We start from the raw sequence: 15105 nt of genomic DNA on the forward strand, positions 1-15105 counted from the left end.
TCAGGGCGTGGCGGAGGTGGCCGGCGCGGAGCCCGGAGTGGTCGTCCCGGTCGTCGGTGCGCCAGTGGTGGGCGCGGCGGACGCGGCCACCACCAGGGTGACCCGCTCGCCCTCGCCCACTGCGTAACCGGCCTCCGGATCCGTGGCGATCACCGTCCCGGCCGGCCGGTCCGACGCTCGGCGCTGAACGCGGTAGTCGATGCCGAGCCGGTCCAGCACCGTTCGGGCGGCCGACTCCGGCAGCCCGACCAGCGGCGGCATCGGCACCTCGGCGGCTGCCGTCGTGGTCGGCGGCGTGGTCGGCGGTGAACTGCTCGGCGACGCGCTGGTCGGGGCGGCGCTCGTCGGTGCGGAGGTGCTCGGCACCGCCGACGGTGCCGGCCCGGGACCGGAGTCGCGGTCGGCGGCCCGCAACGCCAGCCACGCCCCGGCCGCGATCAGCCCGATCAGGACCAGGGCCAGGACGCCCAGCAGGATCGGCATCCACCAGCGACGACCGGCCTGCTCGTCGGCGTACCACTCGGCACCCGGCTCCGGATAGGCCGCCGACCGTGGCGGTGGCACGCCGGCCCGGCCGGACCAGGGCGCGCCACCGACCGGCTCCTGCCGGCTGGTGGCGTCGAGGGGCCGAGGTGCCCCGCCGGGCAACGGCCGGGTCGCGTCCGCACCGGCACCGGCACCGGCGCCGGCCGCGTCGCGTGGCACCGCCCGGGTCGCGTCCGCGTCCTCGCCCACGCCGGCCGCGTTCCGCGGCATGGCCCGGGTGGCGTCGACGTCCTCGCCCGTCCCGGCCGCGTTCCGGGGCAGGGCCCGGGTGGCGTCCGCGTCGTCGGCGGGTGGTTCCTGACGGTCGTCGCTCATGACACTCGTCCTTCCCGCACCGGGACGGGGCTCGCGGCCTCGGACGTCCACGGTAGCGGGCCCCGGCCGGGCCGGCCGGGATCAGCGCGCCGGACGGCGTCAGGGCGTCGGCGGCGGGCCGTCGCTCGGCGTGCTCGACGGCTCGTTCCCACAGGTCAACGACACCTGGTCGTTCCAGTGGGCGGTGCCCCCGGCGACCGGATCCTGCCCGCTGACCGGCCCCTGCCGACCGGCCGGGTAACGGGGATAGAGCCCCGCCTCCACCAGGTCGTCGGCGGCGTCGGAGCAGGACTCGCCGCCCACGTCGGGCACGGTGACCTCGGGCGCCGGCCCGGTGACCCAGACGGTGACGGTGACCCCGCGCTTCACCGGCGCCCCCGGCCGGGGCGACGTGCGCTCCACGGCGCGTCCCGAGCCGCTGCCGAACACCAGCCGCCAACCGAGTCGACGGTCGCGCAACTGCTGCCGGGCCCGCTCGAAGTCGGTACCCACCAGTTCCGGCACGGTGAGGCCGGCCGGGGTGCGCGAACGCGTACCGGTGGGTCGGTCGTCGCCCGGACGGTCCGTCGTGGGGGCCGCCCCGGTCGGGCCGGACGGAACGGGCGGCGGGGCGGCCGGCGGCGAGACGGCCTCGGAGGAGGCGGTGGGCCGGTCCGGGTCACCGGCCAGGATCCAGCCACCGCTGGCTCCGATCACGGCCAGCAGGACCGCCGCCAGTCCGCCTCCGACGAGCAGCCGGGTCCGGTCCGGACCGGTCTCGTCGCGTACTGGCTGCTGCTCGTCCGTCATCGCGTCTCCCGCCTCAGTCATCGGCGACCGTAGCCGGTGCCGCCAAGCCGTCCGGGCCCGGCCGGCCGCTCCCACGACTCGCCGGGCCGACCTCGGGACGCTACGCTGCCCGGCATGGCCAGACGGGGCTGGGGAGCATCGATCGCCGCGGCGCTCGGCGTCGCTGCCGGCGCGGGCGCCGCTCAGCTCGGCTTCGGCTACGGGCTGGGCATCATCAACTGGGCGCCCACCGGCACCGTACGCGTCGAGTCGGCCTGGGTGGCGAGCCTCGCCTGGGCCACCTGGATCGCCGCGACCTCGGTCATCGCCGGTGCGGTCTGCGCCCAGCGCCTGCGCGGTGGTGGCGACGAGCCGGTGGGTGTGCTGCCCCGGCTCGGGCTCGCCCTGGCCGCCGGTGTCGGCGCGCTGGTCACCGTGCTGCTGGTGGCGGTGCCGGCCCGGGCCGCGCGGGTGCCGGACACCACCGCGCCGCAGACCGTCGCCGCCGCGTACGCGGCGGCGGGGCTGGTGCTCGGCGTGCTGCTGGCGACCTGGGCGTTGCACACCCGTGCCGCCGCCACCAACCTGATCGCCACCACCGGCTGGCTCTGGCTGCTCGCCGTGGTGTCGGTGGTGGACGGGGTGCTCTCCGGCCGGGGCCTGACCACCGCCCAACTCGGCATCTGGCAGATCAGCGCGGACAGCGCCCGCTTCTGGATCCGTGACTACTTCTACTGGCCGGGGGCGCTGCTCTCGCTGGGCTCCGCGCTGGTGATCGGGGTGCTGGCCGCCCGGCGCGCGACCCGGTCGCCGCGGGTGCGGGTGGGTGCGGCCGCCTCCGGCGCGGCCGGGCCGCTGCTGGTGGCGTTGGCCTACCTGCTGGCCGTGCCGCGACTGGCCGGGATCGCCGCCGAGCAGTTGTCGGCCCACCTGATCGCCCCGTACGCGGTGATCGCCGGGGTGGGCGGCTCGATGCTGATGGCCGCGCTGGCCCAGCGGGCCGACCGCCGGGGCGGCACGGAGGTGGAACCGCCGGTCGACGCGACCGCGACGCCGACCGGCCCCGACCCGGCGGAGCCGGCCGGTCGCACGCCGCAGAGGCCCGTCGAGCCGGAGCCGGTCGGGTCCACGTCGCCGAGTTCCGTCGAGCCGGAGCCGGAGAGCACGTCGGGCACCGAGCCGGCCGGCGAGGCCGACCCCGGTTCGCAGCCGACGACCGCGGAGAAGCCGGACGCGTCACCCGGCCGCGCCGGCGAGCGGCCCGGGTCGCCGAGTCGCGCCGCCCGGACCGGTGCCGACCGTCGGGGCCGGGCGGTGCCGCAGCAGCGGCAGCCCGGGGTGGTGCCGGACCGGCCCGCCGGCAGCCGCGACGAGGAGCCGGGCCCGGGCGAGTCGGGCACCGAGGACACGCCGGCCGGGCCACAGCCCGAGTCGGCGTCCCCGATCGGCGAACCGAAGACGCGCCGCCGCGCCCGCTGATCCCGCCCGACTCCGACAGCCGGCCCGACAGCCAGCCGGCGTCCGGGCCGGCACGACGCAGGCGAACCGACGGATACGCTCCGTCACGTCTGCACGGGGAGGAAACCACGCCCGGGTGGCTGGCGAACAGCCGGGCGGGCGACGATCAGTCGACGGGCCAGGTGTGGACGGGCTCGTTGGTGCGTTGCAACTTGGCGTAGCGCTGGACCATGTGGTGCAGCGCGGCCTTCCGGTCCATGCCCCGGTGCCGCTCGGCCGCCCACACGGTCTCGGTCTGCCAGACCGCCCCGTTGCGGCCGGTACGGCAGCGCCCCTCGATCACGCCGAGGAGGCGGTCCCGCTCGGCCGGGGCGACGCCGAACCGGTCCAGCCCCTGCGCGGCCACCGGCAGCAGCGTGTCGAGGACGAGCGTGGTGACCGGCACGTCGCCGAGCTTGGGCCAGTGCAGCACCGCGTCGATGCCGCGCCGGGCGGCGGCGTGGAAGTTCTCCTCCGCCGAGCTGAACGTGAGCTGGCTCCAGATGGGACGGTCCGATTCGGCGAGGCCACGGGCGAGGCCGAAGTAGAGCGCCGCGTTGGCGAGCATGTCCACCACGGTCGGGCCGGCGGGCAGCACCCGGTTCTCCACCCGCAGGTGCGGGCGGCCGTTCATGATGTCGTAGACCGGTCGGTTCCAGCGGTAGACGGTGCCGTTGTGCAACCGCAGCTCGCCGAGTTGGGGCACGCCGCCGGCGTGCAGCACCTCGACCGGGTCCTCCTCCTCACAGATCGGCAGCAGCGGCGGGAAGTAGCGGACGTTCTCCTCGAACAGGTCGAAGATCGAGGTGATCCAGCGTTCGCCGAACCAGACCCGCGGGCGTACGCCCTGGGCCTTCAGCTCGTCGGGCCGGGTGTCGGTGGCCTGCTCGAAGAGCGCGATGCGGGTCTCCGCCCAGAGCTGCCGGCCGTAGAGGAACGGCGAGTTGGCCCCGACGGCCACCTGCACGCCGGCGATCGCCTGGGAGGCGTTCCAGTGGTCGGCGAAGCTGTCCGGGGCGACCTGGAGGTGGAACTGGAGGCTGGTGCAGGCAGCCTCCGGCGCGATCGAGTCGGTGTGCGTCCGCAGCCGCTCGACACCGTTGATGTCCAGCTCGATGTCCTCGCCGCGAGCGCCGACGATCTGGTCGTTGAGCACCCGGTAGCGCTCGTCGGTGGAGAGGTTGTCGGCGACCAGGTGCCCCTCGGTGAGGGTGGGCAGGATGCCGACCATCACGATGGTGGCGTCGGACTTGGCGGCCCGCTCGTCGGCGCGGCTGAGGCTGCCGCGCAGATCCTGCTCGTAGTCGCTGAACCCGGTGCCGTCGATCAGCCGGGGCGAGGCGTTCAGTTCGAGGTTGAACTGCCCCAGCTCGGTCTGGAACAGCGGGTCGGCGATGTCGGCCAGGATCTGGTCGTTGCGCATGGCCGGTTCGGCGGCGGCGTCGACCAGGTTCAGCTCGATCTCCAGCCCGGTCATCGGCCGGTCGGCGTCGAAGCCGAAGTCGTCGAGCATCAGCGCGAAGACGTCCAGGCATCGCCGGACCTTCTGCCGGTAGCGGACCCGATCCTCCCGGGAGAAGGCGCCCTGCTCGACGTCCCTGCCCATGTGTCCTCCCGGCGCCGGTGCCACGGAACCGTTGGCGTTCCGCAACGCATTGTGAACCATTCAGGTGGTGTGCGTAAGAGCGCCCGGCTCGTGAACTGCCGACCGGGCGCAGGTCTGCACCTGTACCCCACCGCCGCCCCGCCCAGCGCCGTCAACCAGCGAACAACACGTGACAATCCGCACCCGGCGGAGCGGGAGACGGGGACGGGCCCGCACCGTCGGTGGACGGTGCGGGCCCGTGGGTCCGGCGAGGGGCTCAGCCCTGGCGGATGGCCTCGCCCTCGATCTCGATCTTGACCTTGCGGCCGACCAGGACGCCACCGGTCTCCAGCGCCACGTTCCAGGTGAGACCGAAGTCCTCCCGGTCGATCTCGGTGTGCGCGGAGAAGCCGAAGATGTCCTGCCCGAAGGGGCTGCGGCCGACGCCCTCGAACTCGACCTGGAGGTCCACCGGACGGGTCACGCCCTTCACGGTCAGCTCACCGGCGAGCACGAACTCGTTGCCCTCGCGGGACTTCACGCCGGTGCTGCGGAACTCCAGCGTCGGGAACTGCTCGGCGTCGAGGAACTCCGGGCTGCGCAGGTGCCCGTCCCGGTCCGCCTGCGCGGTGTTGATGCTGGCCGCCTGGATGCTGGCGGTGACCGAGGACTGCAGCGGGTCGTCGGCGACGGTGATGGTGGCGGTGGCGTCGGCGAACTCGCCGCGTACCTTGCTGACCATCATGTGCCGGGCGACGAAGCCGACGCGCTTGTGCGCGGCGTCCAGGAGGTACGTGCCGGGGGCGGGGATGGTGAGACCCTCCCAGTCGCGGGTAGTCGCCTCGGTGCTGCTGGTCATGATGCGCTCCTCCGGAGAAGATTGTTTAGTAGCCCAACGACTGACTGAGCAACTATAGCCACAGCAATATTCCCTGTGTCAAGTGTTGCTAGGATGGTGACGTGGATCAGAACGTGTTCGACGACCCCCGGATCACCGCCGTCGGCCTGCTCGTCGAGGCGCACGCCGGGCTCTCCGCCCGGTTCGCGGCCCAGTTCGAGGAGCACGGACTCTCCCCGGTCGAATTCGAGGTGCTCACCCGGCTGGCCCGTTCCCCCAACAACCAGCTCCGGATGACCGACCTGGCGGCCCAGACCTCGCTCTCCACCAGCGGGGTGACCCGGGTGGTGGACCGGATGGAGCGTGACGGCCTGATCCGTCGTCGGGCCTGCCCCTCCGACCGGCGCAGCTCGTTCGCGGTGGTGACCGCCGCGGGCCTGGGCCGGCTGGACGAGATCCTGCCCGGCCACCTGAAGATCATCGAGCAGTGGTTCACCGGCCAGCTCGAACCGGCCCAGCTCGACGGGCTTCTGGACGGGTTGCGCCGGGTGCGGGACGCGGTCCACCCGGGCGCCACGGCCGGCAGCACCGAACCGGCCGGGAACGCCGACTGCTGAGACCGGTCGCTACCCGCCGGTCACCGGCAGAATGACCGGCAGAACCGCCGGTACGCCAGGGCAAAAGCGATCAATAACTCCCAAAGCCGTCAGGGTGGCTGGATAAGCTTTCGACGCGGGGGGAGCACCGGGGGGTGCCGGCGCGAGCGTGGAGCGAGGGGCAGCACCAGGGGGCTACCTCGCTCGCGCCACCCCCGCGCCCTCCGCCACAGCAGCCAGGCGTCAGGTCCGGCCCGGGCGTCTCCGCTGCGCAGCCAGCGCGTAGAGCAACTCCTCCTCACGGGGCAGCAAATTCACGCCGGTGATCTGCCGTGCCCGGTCCAGCCGGTCCAGCACGGCCGGGTCGCCGGTGCTGGCCGCCAAACCCACCAGCGCCTCGACCAGATCCCGCCGGTCCGCGCCCCCGGCCGCCGCTTCCGCCGCCGCGGCGAACCACTCCGCCGCCAACTCGCGGTCGCCGCGGTGCAGCGCCACCTGACCCTCGATCAACGCGCGGAGCGCGTCCTCGGTGTGGGCGTCCCGGCTCGTACCGGCCGGTTCCCACCGCTCGACGGCCGGTGCGCGACGCGGGCCCGGCACCGGGCCGGACGGCCACAGCTCGGTCACCACCGCGAGCGCCTCGTCGTCCCGCCCCTGAAGTGCGAGCGCCAACCCGACCGTACCGATGGCCCGGCGACGCCGCCCCGGATCACCCAGCTCCACGAGCGCGGACGCCGCCCGCCGACCCTGCTCGACCGCCTCGGCGTAGCGACCCTCCAACCGGGCCAGCTCGGCCAGATCAGCCCGCGCCAGCAGGCGGAGCCGCTGGTCGCCGCACTGCGCCGCCAACCGGTCCACCGTGGCCAGCCGCCGCCGGGCGTCGGCCAGCTCCCCCACGCGTACGTCGTGCCAGGTCAGGTGGTGCTGCGCCACCGCCATCTCGCGTACCCGGCCGTGCCGGGTGGCCAGCGTCAGCGCCGCCTCGGCCTGCGCACGCGCCTCGTCGTGGGCCCCGAGGCCGCGCAGCACGGCGCAGAGCACCGACCGGGCGGACAGTTCCCCGGTCACGTCGCCGACCTCGGCGAAGACGGCCAGCGCCGCCTGGGCCGCCGGCAGCTCCTCCGGCCCCGCACCGTGCTCCGCGGCCAGCCGCGCCGACCCGAGCAGGGCCCAGGCCCGCAGCACCGGGCGGGCGTCGGCGGTACGCGGATCGGCGAGCAGCCGCCGCAGCCATCGACGGCCGGAGACGTCCCGCCCGCGCAACCGCCACCACCGGGGCAACGCGGCGGCCAACAGCAACGCGGTGGCCGGCGCCTCCTCGGCGGCGTACGCCAGCGCGGCGATGATGTCACCGGTCGCCTCGTCGAGCAGGTGCACGGTGCCGGGCAGATCCGCTCCGACCAGGCCGGGCGCGGTACGCCGGACCAGTGCGGCGATCACCGACGCGTGCCGGAGCCGGATCGCCGCCGTCTCGCCCGCCAGGTCGGCCTGCTCGGCCGCGAAGTCGCGGACCGCGTCGAGCAGCCGGAACCGGAACGGGCCGGTGCCCCGGACGCTCAGCAGGCCCAGCTCGCTGAGCCGGTCCAGCAGCGGCACCGCGTCCCACCGGTCGTCGCCGTCGGCGAGCAGTTCCTCGGCCAGCGCGACCGACCAGCGGTTACGGAAGGCGGAGAGCCGGCGCAGCGCCGCGCGTTCGGCCGGGGCGAGCAGGTGGTAGCTGGTCGCGACCGCCTCCCGCAGCGTCACCGTGCCGGCGACCGGGTCGGCGGGTGCCCAGCCGGGACGCCCGCCGGCCAGGTCGAGGACCCGGTCGCCGTACCGGTCCAGCAGCTCGGGGACGTCGAGGATGCGGCCCCGCGCCGCCATCAGCTCGATCGCCAGCGGCAGGCCGCCGAGGCGGCGGACCAGCGCCGCGAGCGCCGGCAGCTCGGCCGGGGCGGGCGGCGCGTGCCGGGCCTGGGTGAACCGGGCGGCGAAGAGCGCCGCGGCGGGCCAGCGGTCCAGGTCGGCCCGGTCCGCCGGCTCGGCGCCGGCGGGTGGCACGTCGAGCGGCGCCACCGGCCGGACCAGTTCGCCGGGCAGCCCGACCGGACGACGGCCGGTCGCCAGAATCCGTACGGTCGGCGCGGCGGCGGTCAGCGTCCGCACCGCCTCGGCCACCGGCCCGGGCGCCCGCTCGACGGCGTCGACAAGCAGCAGCGCCGGTCGGCCGGCCAGCCGGCAGGGCAGGTCGGCGAGGCGGCTCACGCCGAACACCGCCACCGAGGCGGCGAGCACGTCGGCGGCATCCGAGCCGTCGCCGACCAGCACGCCGACCACGCCGCCGGGGTGCCGGGCCGCGACCGCGTGGGCGACGGTGAGCGCGAGCGCGGTCTTGCCGACGCCGGCGAGCCCGACCAGGCTCACCACCGGGTGCGCGTCGAGCAGGGCGGTCACCTCGGCCACGTCGCGGTCCCGGCCGAGAAGCGGCACGGGCTGGGGCAGCGCGACCGGCGTACCCGGATCGGCCTCGACCGGCGCGGTGGGCGGCGCGGCGGCCGGCACGGGCCGGGCGGTGGCGACGAAATCCCGGCGGGCCGAGCCGGTCAGGCCGAGCGCGTCGGCGAGCAGGTCGACGGTGGTGCGTTGGGGTCGGGTCGCGTGCCCCCGCTCCAGATCGCGGACGGTCCGCACGCCCACGCCGGCCCGGCCCGCCAGCTCGGCCTGGGTCAGGCCGAGCGCGAGCCGGTGCCCGCGCAACAGATCGGACAGCGCCGCCCGACCACCCGGGCTCCGCGAACGATCATGTTCGGGAGTCATGGGCAGGAAGAGTACGGAGGGGATCCGACGCTCCACAGTCCACCGTCAACCACCCGACCGTCCGACGCCGATATCCGACAGACGGCCGAGCCGGGCCTCGGTCACATGCCGAGGTCGCGCGCGATGATCATGCGCTGCACCTCGCTGGTGCCCTCGCCGATCTCCAGGATCTTGGAGTCGCGCCAGAAGCGGGCCACCGGGTACTCGTTCATGAAGCCGTAGCCGCCGTGGATCTGGGTGGCCTCCCGCGCGTTGTCCACCGCGACGGTGCTGGCGTGCAACTTCGCGATCGCCGCCTGCCGCTTGAACGGCTCACCGGCGAGCATCCGGGCGGCGGCGTCGTAGTAGGCCAGTCGGGCGGTGTGCGCCTTCAGCTCCATGTCGGCGATCTTGAACTGGATCGCCTGGTAGTTGCCGATCGGCTGGCCGAACGCCTGACGCTCCTTGGCGTACTTGATCGACTCGTCGACGCAGCCCTGGGCCAGACCGACCGCCAGCGCGGCGATGGCGATCCGGCCCTCGTCGAGGATGCGCAGGAACTGGGCGAAGCCCCGGCCGCGCTCACCGAGCAGGTTGCCCGCCGGCACCCGGCAGTCGTCGAACGTCAGCTCGTGGGTGTCCGAGGCGTTCCAACCGACCTTGGAGTAGCCGGGCGCGACCGTGAAGCCGGGCGTGCCCGACGGCACGATGATGGTGGACAGCTCCTTGCTGCCGTCCGGCTTGGTGCCGGTGACCGCGGTGACCGTGACCAGCGCGGTGATGTCGGTGCCGGAGTTGGTGATGAACGCCTTCGAGCCGTTGATCACCCACTCGTCGCCGTCCAGCACCGCCCGGGTCTGGGTGCCGCCCGCGTCCGAGCCGGTGCCCGGCTCGGTGAGCCCGAAGCCGGCCAGCGCCTCGCCGCTGAGCAGCTTCGGCAGCCACCGCTCCTTCTGCTCCGCGGTGCCGAACCGGTGGATCGGCATCGCGCCGAGCGAGACCGCCGCCTCCAGCGTGATGGCCACGCTGGAGTCGACCCGAGCCAGCTCCTCCAACGCCAGGCAGAGCGCGAAGTAGTCGCCGCCCATGCCGCCGTGCTCCTCCGGGAACGGGAGCCCGAACAGCCCCATCTTGCCCATCTGGCGGACGACCTCGTACGGGAAGGTGTGGTTCTCGTAGTGCTCGCCGATCACCGGGGCGACCACCTCGCGCGCGAAGTCCCGCACGCTCTCCCGCAGCGCCTGCTGCTCCTCGTCGAGCCGGAAGTCCATGTCGATCCTCCTGGAAGGGGGCGGGCCGCCGGGCGCTCGTGACGCCGGGAGCGGCGGAAGCGTCAGGAGGGTCCCCGCCCTCTGCATCAGGCGTTAGGAGGGGGCCCGTCCTTACCGGTCAGACGGGGGTGACGCCGTGGCGGCGGGTGGAGAAGTGGCGGGACTTGGTACGGGCGGCGGCGTACCGGCGGACCAGCTCGGCGCGCAGTTCGTGCGGCTCGACGATCGCGTCCACCACCAGCTCGCTGGCGAGCCGGACGACGTCGATGTCGCGCTCGTACTCCTCGCGCTTGGCGGCGACGAACGCGGCCCGCTCGTCCGCGTCGGCGATGGCGGCGATCTTGTTCGCGTAGACCGCGTTGACCGCGGCCTCCGCGCCCATCACCGCGATCTTCGCGGTGGGCAGCGCGATCGTGGCGTCGGGCTCGAAGCCGGGGCCGGCCATCGCGTAGAGACCCGCGCCGTACGCCTTGCGGACCACCACGCAGATCTTCGGTACGGTCGCCTCGGAGATCGCCGTGATCATCTTCGCGCCGTGCCGGATGATGCCCTGCTTCTCCACCGCGCTGCCGACCATGAACCCGGGCACGTCGCTCAGGAACAGCAGCGGCACGTTGAACGCGTCGCAGAGCTGCACGAACCGGGTCGCCTTGTCGGCCGAGTCGACGAAGAGCACGCCGCCCTTGAACATCGAGTTGTTGCCGACCACGCCGACGACCTCGCCGTTCAGCCGGCCGAAGCCGATGGTCAGCTCCTTGGCCCAGAGCGCCTGGATCTCGAAGAAGCTGCCCTCGTCGAGCAGGCCCTTGACGTACCGGCGCATGTCGAACGCCTGCCGCTCGCTGGCCGGGACCAGCGCCGCCAGGTCGGCCTTCTCCGGCGCCGGCTTCGCCTCGACGGCCGGCGGGCCCTGCTGCCAGTTCGACGGCAGGTAGGACAGGTAGGTCCGCACCACGTCGAGCGCGTCGTTCTCGGTCTTGCAGAGGAAGTGCCCCACGCCGGACTCGGCGCAGTGCACCTTGGCGCCGCCCATCGCCTCCAGCGTGGTCTTCTCGCCGGTGACCATCTCGACCATGCGGTCGGAGCCGAGATACATGCTGGCGTTGCCCTCGACCATGGCCACCACGTCGCAGAACGCCGGGATGTAGGCCCCGCCCGCCGCGCTCGGCCCGAACAGCGCGCAGACCTGCGGGATCGAACCCGAGGCGCGGACCTGGTTCCAGAAGATCTTCCCGGCACCGCGCCGGCCCGGGAAGAGGTCGACCTGGTCGGTGATCCGGGCGCCGGCGGAATCGACCAGGTAGACCATCGGGACGCTTGTCGAGTAGGCCCGCTCGATGATCCGGATGATCTTCTCGACGGTACGCGCGCCCCAACTGCCGGCCTTGACCGTGGAGTCGTTCGCCATCAGGCAGACCGGTCGCCCGTCGATGGTCGCGGTGCCGGTCACCACGCCGTCGGCGGGCAGGCCGTCGGCCATCGCGTTGGCGTAGAGCCCGTCCTCGACGAAGGAGCCCTCGTCGACCAGGTAGGCCACCCGCTCGCGGGCGAAGAGCTTGCCCTTGGCGGCGTTGGCCGCGTGGTATTTGTCCGCACCGCCGGCGCGGGCGCGCTTGCGCAGCTGCTCCAGTGCCTCACCGTCGAGCGTCACGCCGACTCCCTCTGCCACCCACCGACCTGAACGATCGTTAGGCTACCCCACCCCCACCCCCTCCGGCGACCCACCACCCCCACCCACCCCCACGATCCCCCACCCGCGCGATCTTGCACTTCCGGCCCCGACATGCGGCACAAAAGACGCACGACAAGGGCCCGAAGTGCAAGATCAACGGGGAGAGGAGGGGAGGGGGGTCAGGCGGGTTCGGGGGCCGGCTCGGAGGACGCCGGAGGGGAGCTTCTTGTCGAGCAGGTGCTCGGCCAACTCGGCCGCCTCGATCAGGGCGTCCAGGTCGATGCCGGTCTCGATGCCCATGTCGTGCAGCATGTGCACCGCCTCCTCGGTGGCCAGGTTGCCGCTCGCCCCCGGGGCGTACGGGCAGCCACCGAGGCCACCGACGCTGGCGTCGAACTCGGTGACCCCCAGCTCCATGGCGGTCAGCATGTTCGCCAGCGCGGTGCCCCGGGTGTTGTGGAAGTGCAGCAGCACCGGCACCTGCGCGTTGCGGTCGCGTACGGCGGTGACCAGCTCGCGGACCCGCCGGGGCGTACCCATGCCGGTGGTGTCGCCGAAGGCGACGCGGTCCGCGCCGTCCCGGACCACCCGGTCCACGATGGCGGCCACCCGCGTCGGGTCGACGTCGCCCTCGTAGGGGCAGCCGAAGCTGGTCGCCACGATCACCTCGGCGGTCGCGCCCGCCTCGTGCAGCAGCGCGATCAGCTCGGCGATGTCGTCGAGCGACTCCTCGGTCGAACGATTCACGTTGCGCCGGTTGTGCGTGTCGCTGGCCGACACCACCACCTCGATCTCGGTGAAGCCGGCGGCCAGGGCCCGCTGCGCGCCCCGGGTGTTCGGCACCAGCGCCGAGTAGCGCACGCCGTCGACCTTCTCGGCCCGCTGCCACACCTCGTCGGCATCGGCCATCTGCGGGATCGCCTTCGGGTGCACGAAGGAGACGGCCTCGATGCGGCGTACCCCGGTCCGGGACAACGCGTCGAGCAGCTTCACCTTCGAGTCGGTGGGGATCGGTTCCTCGTTCTGGAGCCCGTCCCGGGGACCGACCTCGCGGATGCTCACCGACGTGGGCAGTTCAGCCATCAGGTTCACCTCACTCGTGTCGACGGTCAGCGCATTCGGGAGACGATGCCGGTGTCGTAGTCGCCGGAGCGGAACTCCGGGTTCTCCAGCAGCTCGGCGAAGAACGGCAGGTTGCACTTCGGGCCGGCGACCTCGAACTGCGCGACCGCCGCCCGCGCCCGCTCGACGGCCTCCTCCCGGGTGTCACCGCTGACGATCAGCTTGGCCAGCAGGCTGTCGTAGAACGGGGTGACCGTGTTGCCGGCGACGTAACCGGAGTCGACCCGCACGCCGGTGCCGGACGGCTCGTTCCAGGTGGTGATCGCGCCGGGGCCGGGCAGGAAGCGCTTCGGGTCCTCCGCGTTGATCCGCAGCTCGATGGCGTGCCCGCGCGGGGTGAGCGCGTCCGGGTCGAACGTCGGCGGCAGGCCGGCGGCCACCCGCAACTGCTCCTCGACCAGGTCGACGCCGTAGACGTACTCGGTGACCGGGTGTTCGACCTGGAGCCGCGTGTTCATCTCCAGGAAGAAGAACTCCTGCGTGGTGGGGTCGAGCAGACATTCGACGGTGCCCGCGTTGCGGTAGCCGACCGCCTCGCCGGCGCGGACCGCGGCGGCCAGGAACCGTGCCCGCAGCTCCTCCGAGACCGCCGGGGAGGGGGACTCCTCGACCAGCTTCTGGTTGCGCCGCTGCACCGAGCACTCGCGCTCGCCGAGCGCCACCACCCGGCCGTCGGCCAGGCCGAGGATCTGCACCTCGACGTGGCGCACCCGGGGGAAGTACCGCTCGATCAGCACCGAGCCGTCGCCGAACATGCGCTCGGCGAACGCGCGGACCTTGTCGTACTCGGTGCGCAGCGCGGCCTCGTCGACGGCCACGCCCATGCCCATGCCGCCGCCACCGGCCGCGGCCTTGACCATCACCGGGTAGCCGATCTCGGCGGCGGCGGTGACCGCCGCGTCCAGGTCGGCCGCCGGCTCGGTGGTGCCGGGCGCGACCGGCACGCCGGCCGCCGCCATCAGGTTCCGAGCGTTGATCTTGTCGCCCATCGCGGTGATCGCGTCCGCGCCGGGCCCGACCCAGACCAGGCCGGCCCCCTCGACGGTACGGGCGAAGTCGGCGTTCTCCGACAGGAAGCCGTAGCCGGGGTGGATCGCCTGCGCGCCGGTGCTCCGGGCCGCGTCGAGGATCGCCTCCACGTTGCGGTAGCTCAGCGCCGGGTTGGCCGGGCCGACGCAGACCGCCTCGTCGGCCTCGGTCACGAACGGCAGGTCGGCGTCCGCCTCCGAGTGCACCGCGATCGCCCGCACCCCGAGCCGTCGGGCCGTGCGGATGACCCGGCGCGCGATCTCCCCACGGTTGGCCACCAGCAGCGAATCAAACATGTTCGGCAAGGAAGGGCCCCTTCTTAACGCCTGATGTATAGCCAGGGCCCCTTCTTAACATGCGTTAAGGCGCGTGCGGCGTGTCAGGTGGGGTCGTCGGGTCGGTGGGGGCCAGCAGGGCCGCCAGGGTCGCGCCGCGCAGCAGCTCGGCCCGGCGCCGACGATCCACCTCGCCACCGAGGAACGGAGTGGAGTTCATCAGGCCGAACGCGGCGTGCGCGAGCACCCGGGCGGCGCCGTCCGGCAGGCCCGGGTGCAGCGCGGTCAGCACCGTGACCCACTCCTCGACGTACATCCGCTGGAGCCGGCGGATCCGGCGGCGCGGCTCGTCCGGGAGGCGGTCCAGTTCGTGCAGGTGCAGCGCGATCACCGCCGGGTTGGCCAGCGCGAACTCGACGTGGAAGTCGATCAGCGACTCCAGCGCGCCGCGCGGGTCGCCCGGGCGGCCGGCGGCCCGCTCCCGACCCCCGGCGAGCAGCCCCTCACTGACCGGCACCAGCGCCGCGACCAGCATCGCCTCCTTGCCGGCGAAGTGATGGTAGAGCGCCGGACCGGTGACGCCGGCCGCCGCACCGATGTCGTCCATCGACACGCCGTGATAGCCCCGTTGGGCGAAGAGGCCGACCGCGATCTCCAGGATCTCGTCCCGCCGGGACCGGCGCCGGGCCCCGCCCGTCGCCCCCCGCGCCTGCTGTTCCACCGCCACCGGGCCAGCCTAGACCTCGCCTTCGAGGTGGGGGACCCGTGGTTACCCGCCGGTCAGGTCACCCACCCCACCCCAACCCGCCGATC

The 15105-nt window shown here is 73.7% G+C and carries 12 protein-coding genes; 2 read left to right on the forward strand and 10 right to left on the reverse strand.

Annotated elements, in window-relative coordinates; genetic code table 11:
* Together TPA0908_RS01035 and TPA0908_RS01040 are read right to left on the reverse strand one after the other, a co-directional pair.
* Entirely contained in the window at window positions 1-861 is an 861-nt protein-coding gene (locus TPA0908_RS01035; RefSeq protein WP_281933790.1) for a PASTA domain-containing protein, read from the reverse strand.
* Between the two features lie 99 nt (window positions 862-960).
* Window positions 961-1671 carry a PASTA domain-containing protein gene (locus tag TPA0908_RS01040; protein WP_281933792.1) on the reverse strand — a complete coding sequence of 237 codons (711 nt, stop codon included), beginning with the start codon at window positions 1669-1671 and terminating at the stop codon, window positions 961-963.
* 93 nt (window positions 1672-1764) lie between these two features.
* Between TPA0908_RS01040 and TPA0908_RS01045 the strand changes: the two genes are divergently transcribed.
* A complete protein-coding gene (locus tag TPA0908_RS01045; RefSeq protein ID WP_281933794.1) occupies window positions 1765-3108 on the forward strand; it encodes a hypothetical protein in 1344 nt (447 codons plus the stop codon).
* Between the two features lie 145 nt (window positions 3109-3253).
* On the opposite strand, the gene TPA0908_RS01050 is transcribed toward TPA0908_RS01045, so the two are convergent.
* Together TPA0908_RS01050 and TPA0908_RS01055 are read right to left on the reverse strand one after the other, a co-directional pair.
* A complete protein-coding gene (locus tag TPA0908_RS01050) occupies window positions 3254-4732 on the reverse strand; it encodes a glutamate--cysteine ligase family protein (protein ID WP_281933796.1) in 1479 nt (492 codons plus the stop codon).
* Between the two features lie 256 nt (window positions 4733-4988).
* A complete protein-coding gene (locus tag TPA0908_RS01055; protein WP_281933798.1) occupies window positions 4989-5570 on the reverse strand; it encodes a YceI family protein in 582 nt (193 codons plus the stop codon).
* A gap of 101 nt (window positions 5571-5671) precedes the next feature.
* Here TPA0908_RS01055 and TPA0908_RS01060 point away from each other — a divergent pair, with 101 nt between their 5' ends.
* On the forward strand, window positions 5672-6166 hold the full coding sequence (locus tag TPA0908_RS01060) for a MarR family winged helix-turn-helix transcriptional regulator (RefSeq protein ID WP_281933800.1): 495 nt from the start codon (window positions 5672-5674) through the stop codon (window positions 6164-6166).
* 222 nt (window positions 6167-6388) lie between these two features.
* On the opposite strand, the gene TPA0908_RS01065 is transcribed toward TPA0908_RS01060, so the two are convergent.
* From TPA0908_RS01065 to TPA0908_RS01090, 6 genes are all read right to left on the reverse strand, one after another.
* On the reverse strand, window positions 6389-8944 hold the full coding sequence (locus TPA0908_RS01065) for an ATP-binding protein (protein WP_281933803.1): 2556 nt from the start codon (window positions 8942-8944) through the stop codon (window positions 6389-6391).
* A gap of 101 nt (window positions 8945-9045) precedes the next feature.
* The gene (locus tag TPA0908_RS01070) at window positions 9046-10194 is read right to left on the reverse strand and encodes an acyl-CoA dehydrogenase family protein (protein ID WP_281933805.1); all 1149 of its coding nucleotides are present in this window, start codon (window positions 10192-10194) and stop codon (window positions 9046-9048) included.
* A 118-nt stretch (window positions 10195-10312) separates the two neighbouring features.
* On the reverse strand, window positions 10313-11845 hold the full coding sequence (locus tag TPA0908_RS01075) for an acyl-CoA carboxylase subunit beta (RefSeq protein ID WP_281933807.1): 1533 nt from the start codon (window positions 11843-11845) through the stop codon (window positions 10313-10315).
* Between the two features lie 174 nt (window positions 11846-12019).
* Complete coding sequence (locus TPA0908_RS01080; RefSeq protein WP_281934622.1) at window positions 12020-12940, reverse strand: hydroxymethylglutaryl-CoA lyase; 921 nt, start codon at window positions 12938-12940, stop codon at window positions 12020-12022.
* Window positions 12941-12975: 35 nt separating this feature from the next.
* Window positions 12976-14313, reverse strand: a complete 1338-nt coding sequence (locus TPA0908_RS01085; RefSeq protein WP_281933808.1) for an acetyl-CoA carboxylase biotin carboxylase subunit — start codon at window positions 14311-14313, stop codon at window positions 12976-12978.
* Between the two features lie 64 nt (window positions 14314-14377).
* Window positions 14378-15019: a TetR/AcrR family transcriptional regulator gene (locus TPA0908_RS01090; protein ID WP_281933809.1), complete on the reverse strand. Its 642-nt coding sequence runs from the start codon at window positions 15017-15019 to the stop codon at window positions 14378-14380.
* Between the last annotated feature and the right edge of the window lie 86 nt (window positions 15020-15105).

The sequence above is a fragment of the Micromonospora sp. AKA38 genome, assembly GCF_027925725.1.
Taxonomy (GTDB): domain Bacteria; phylum Actinomycetota; class Actinomycetes; order Mycobacteriales; family Micromonosporaceae; genus Micromonospora.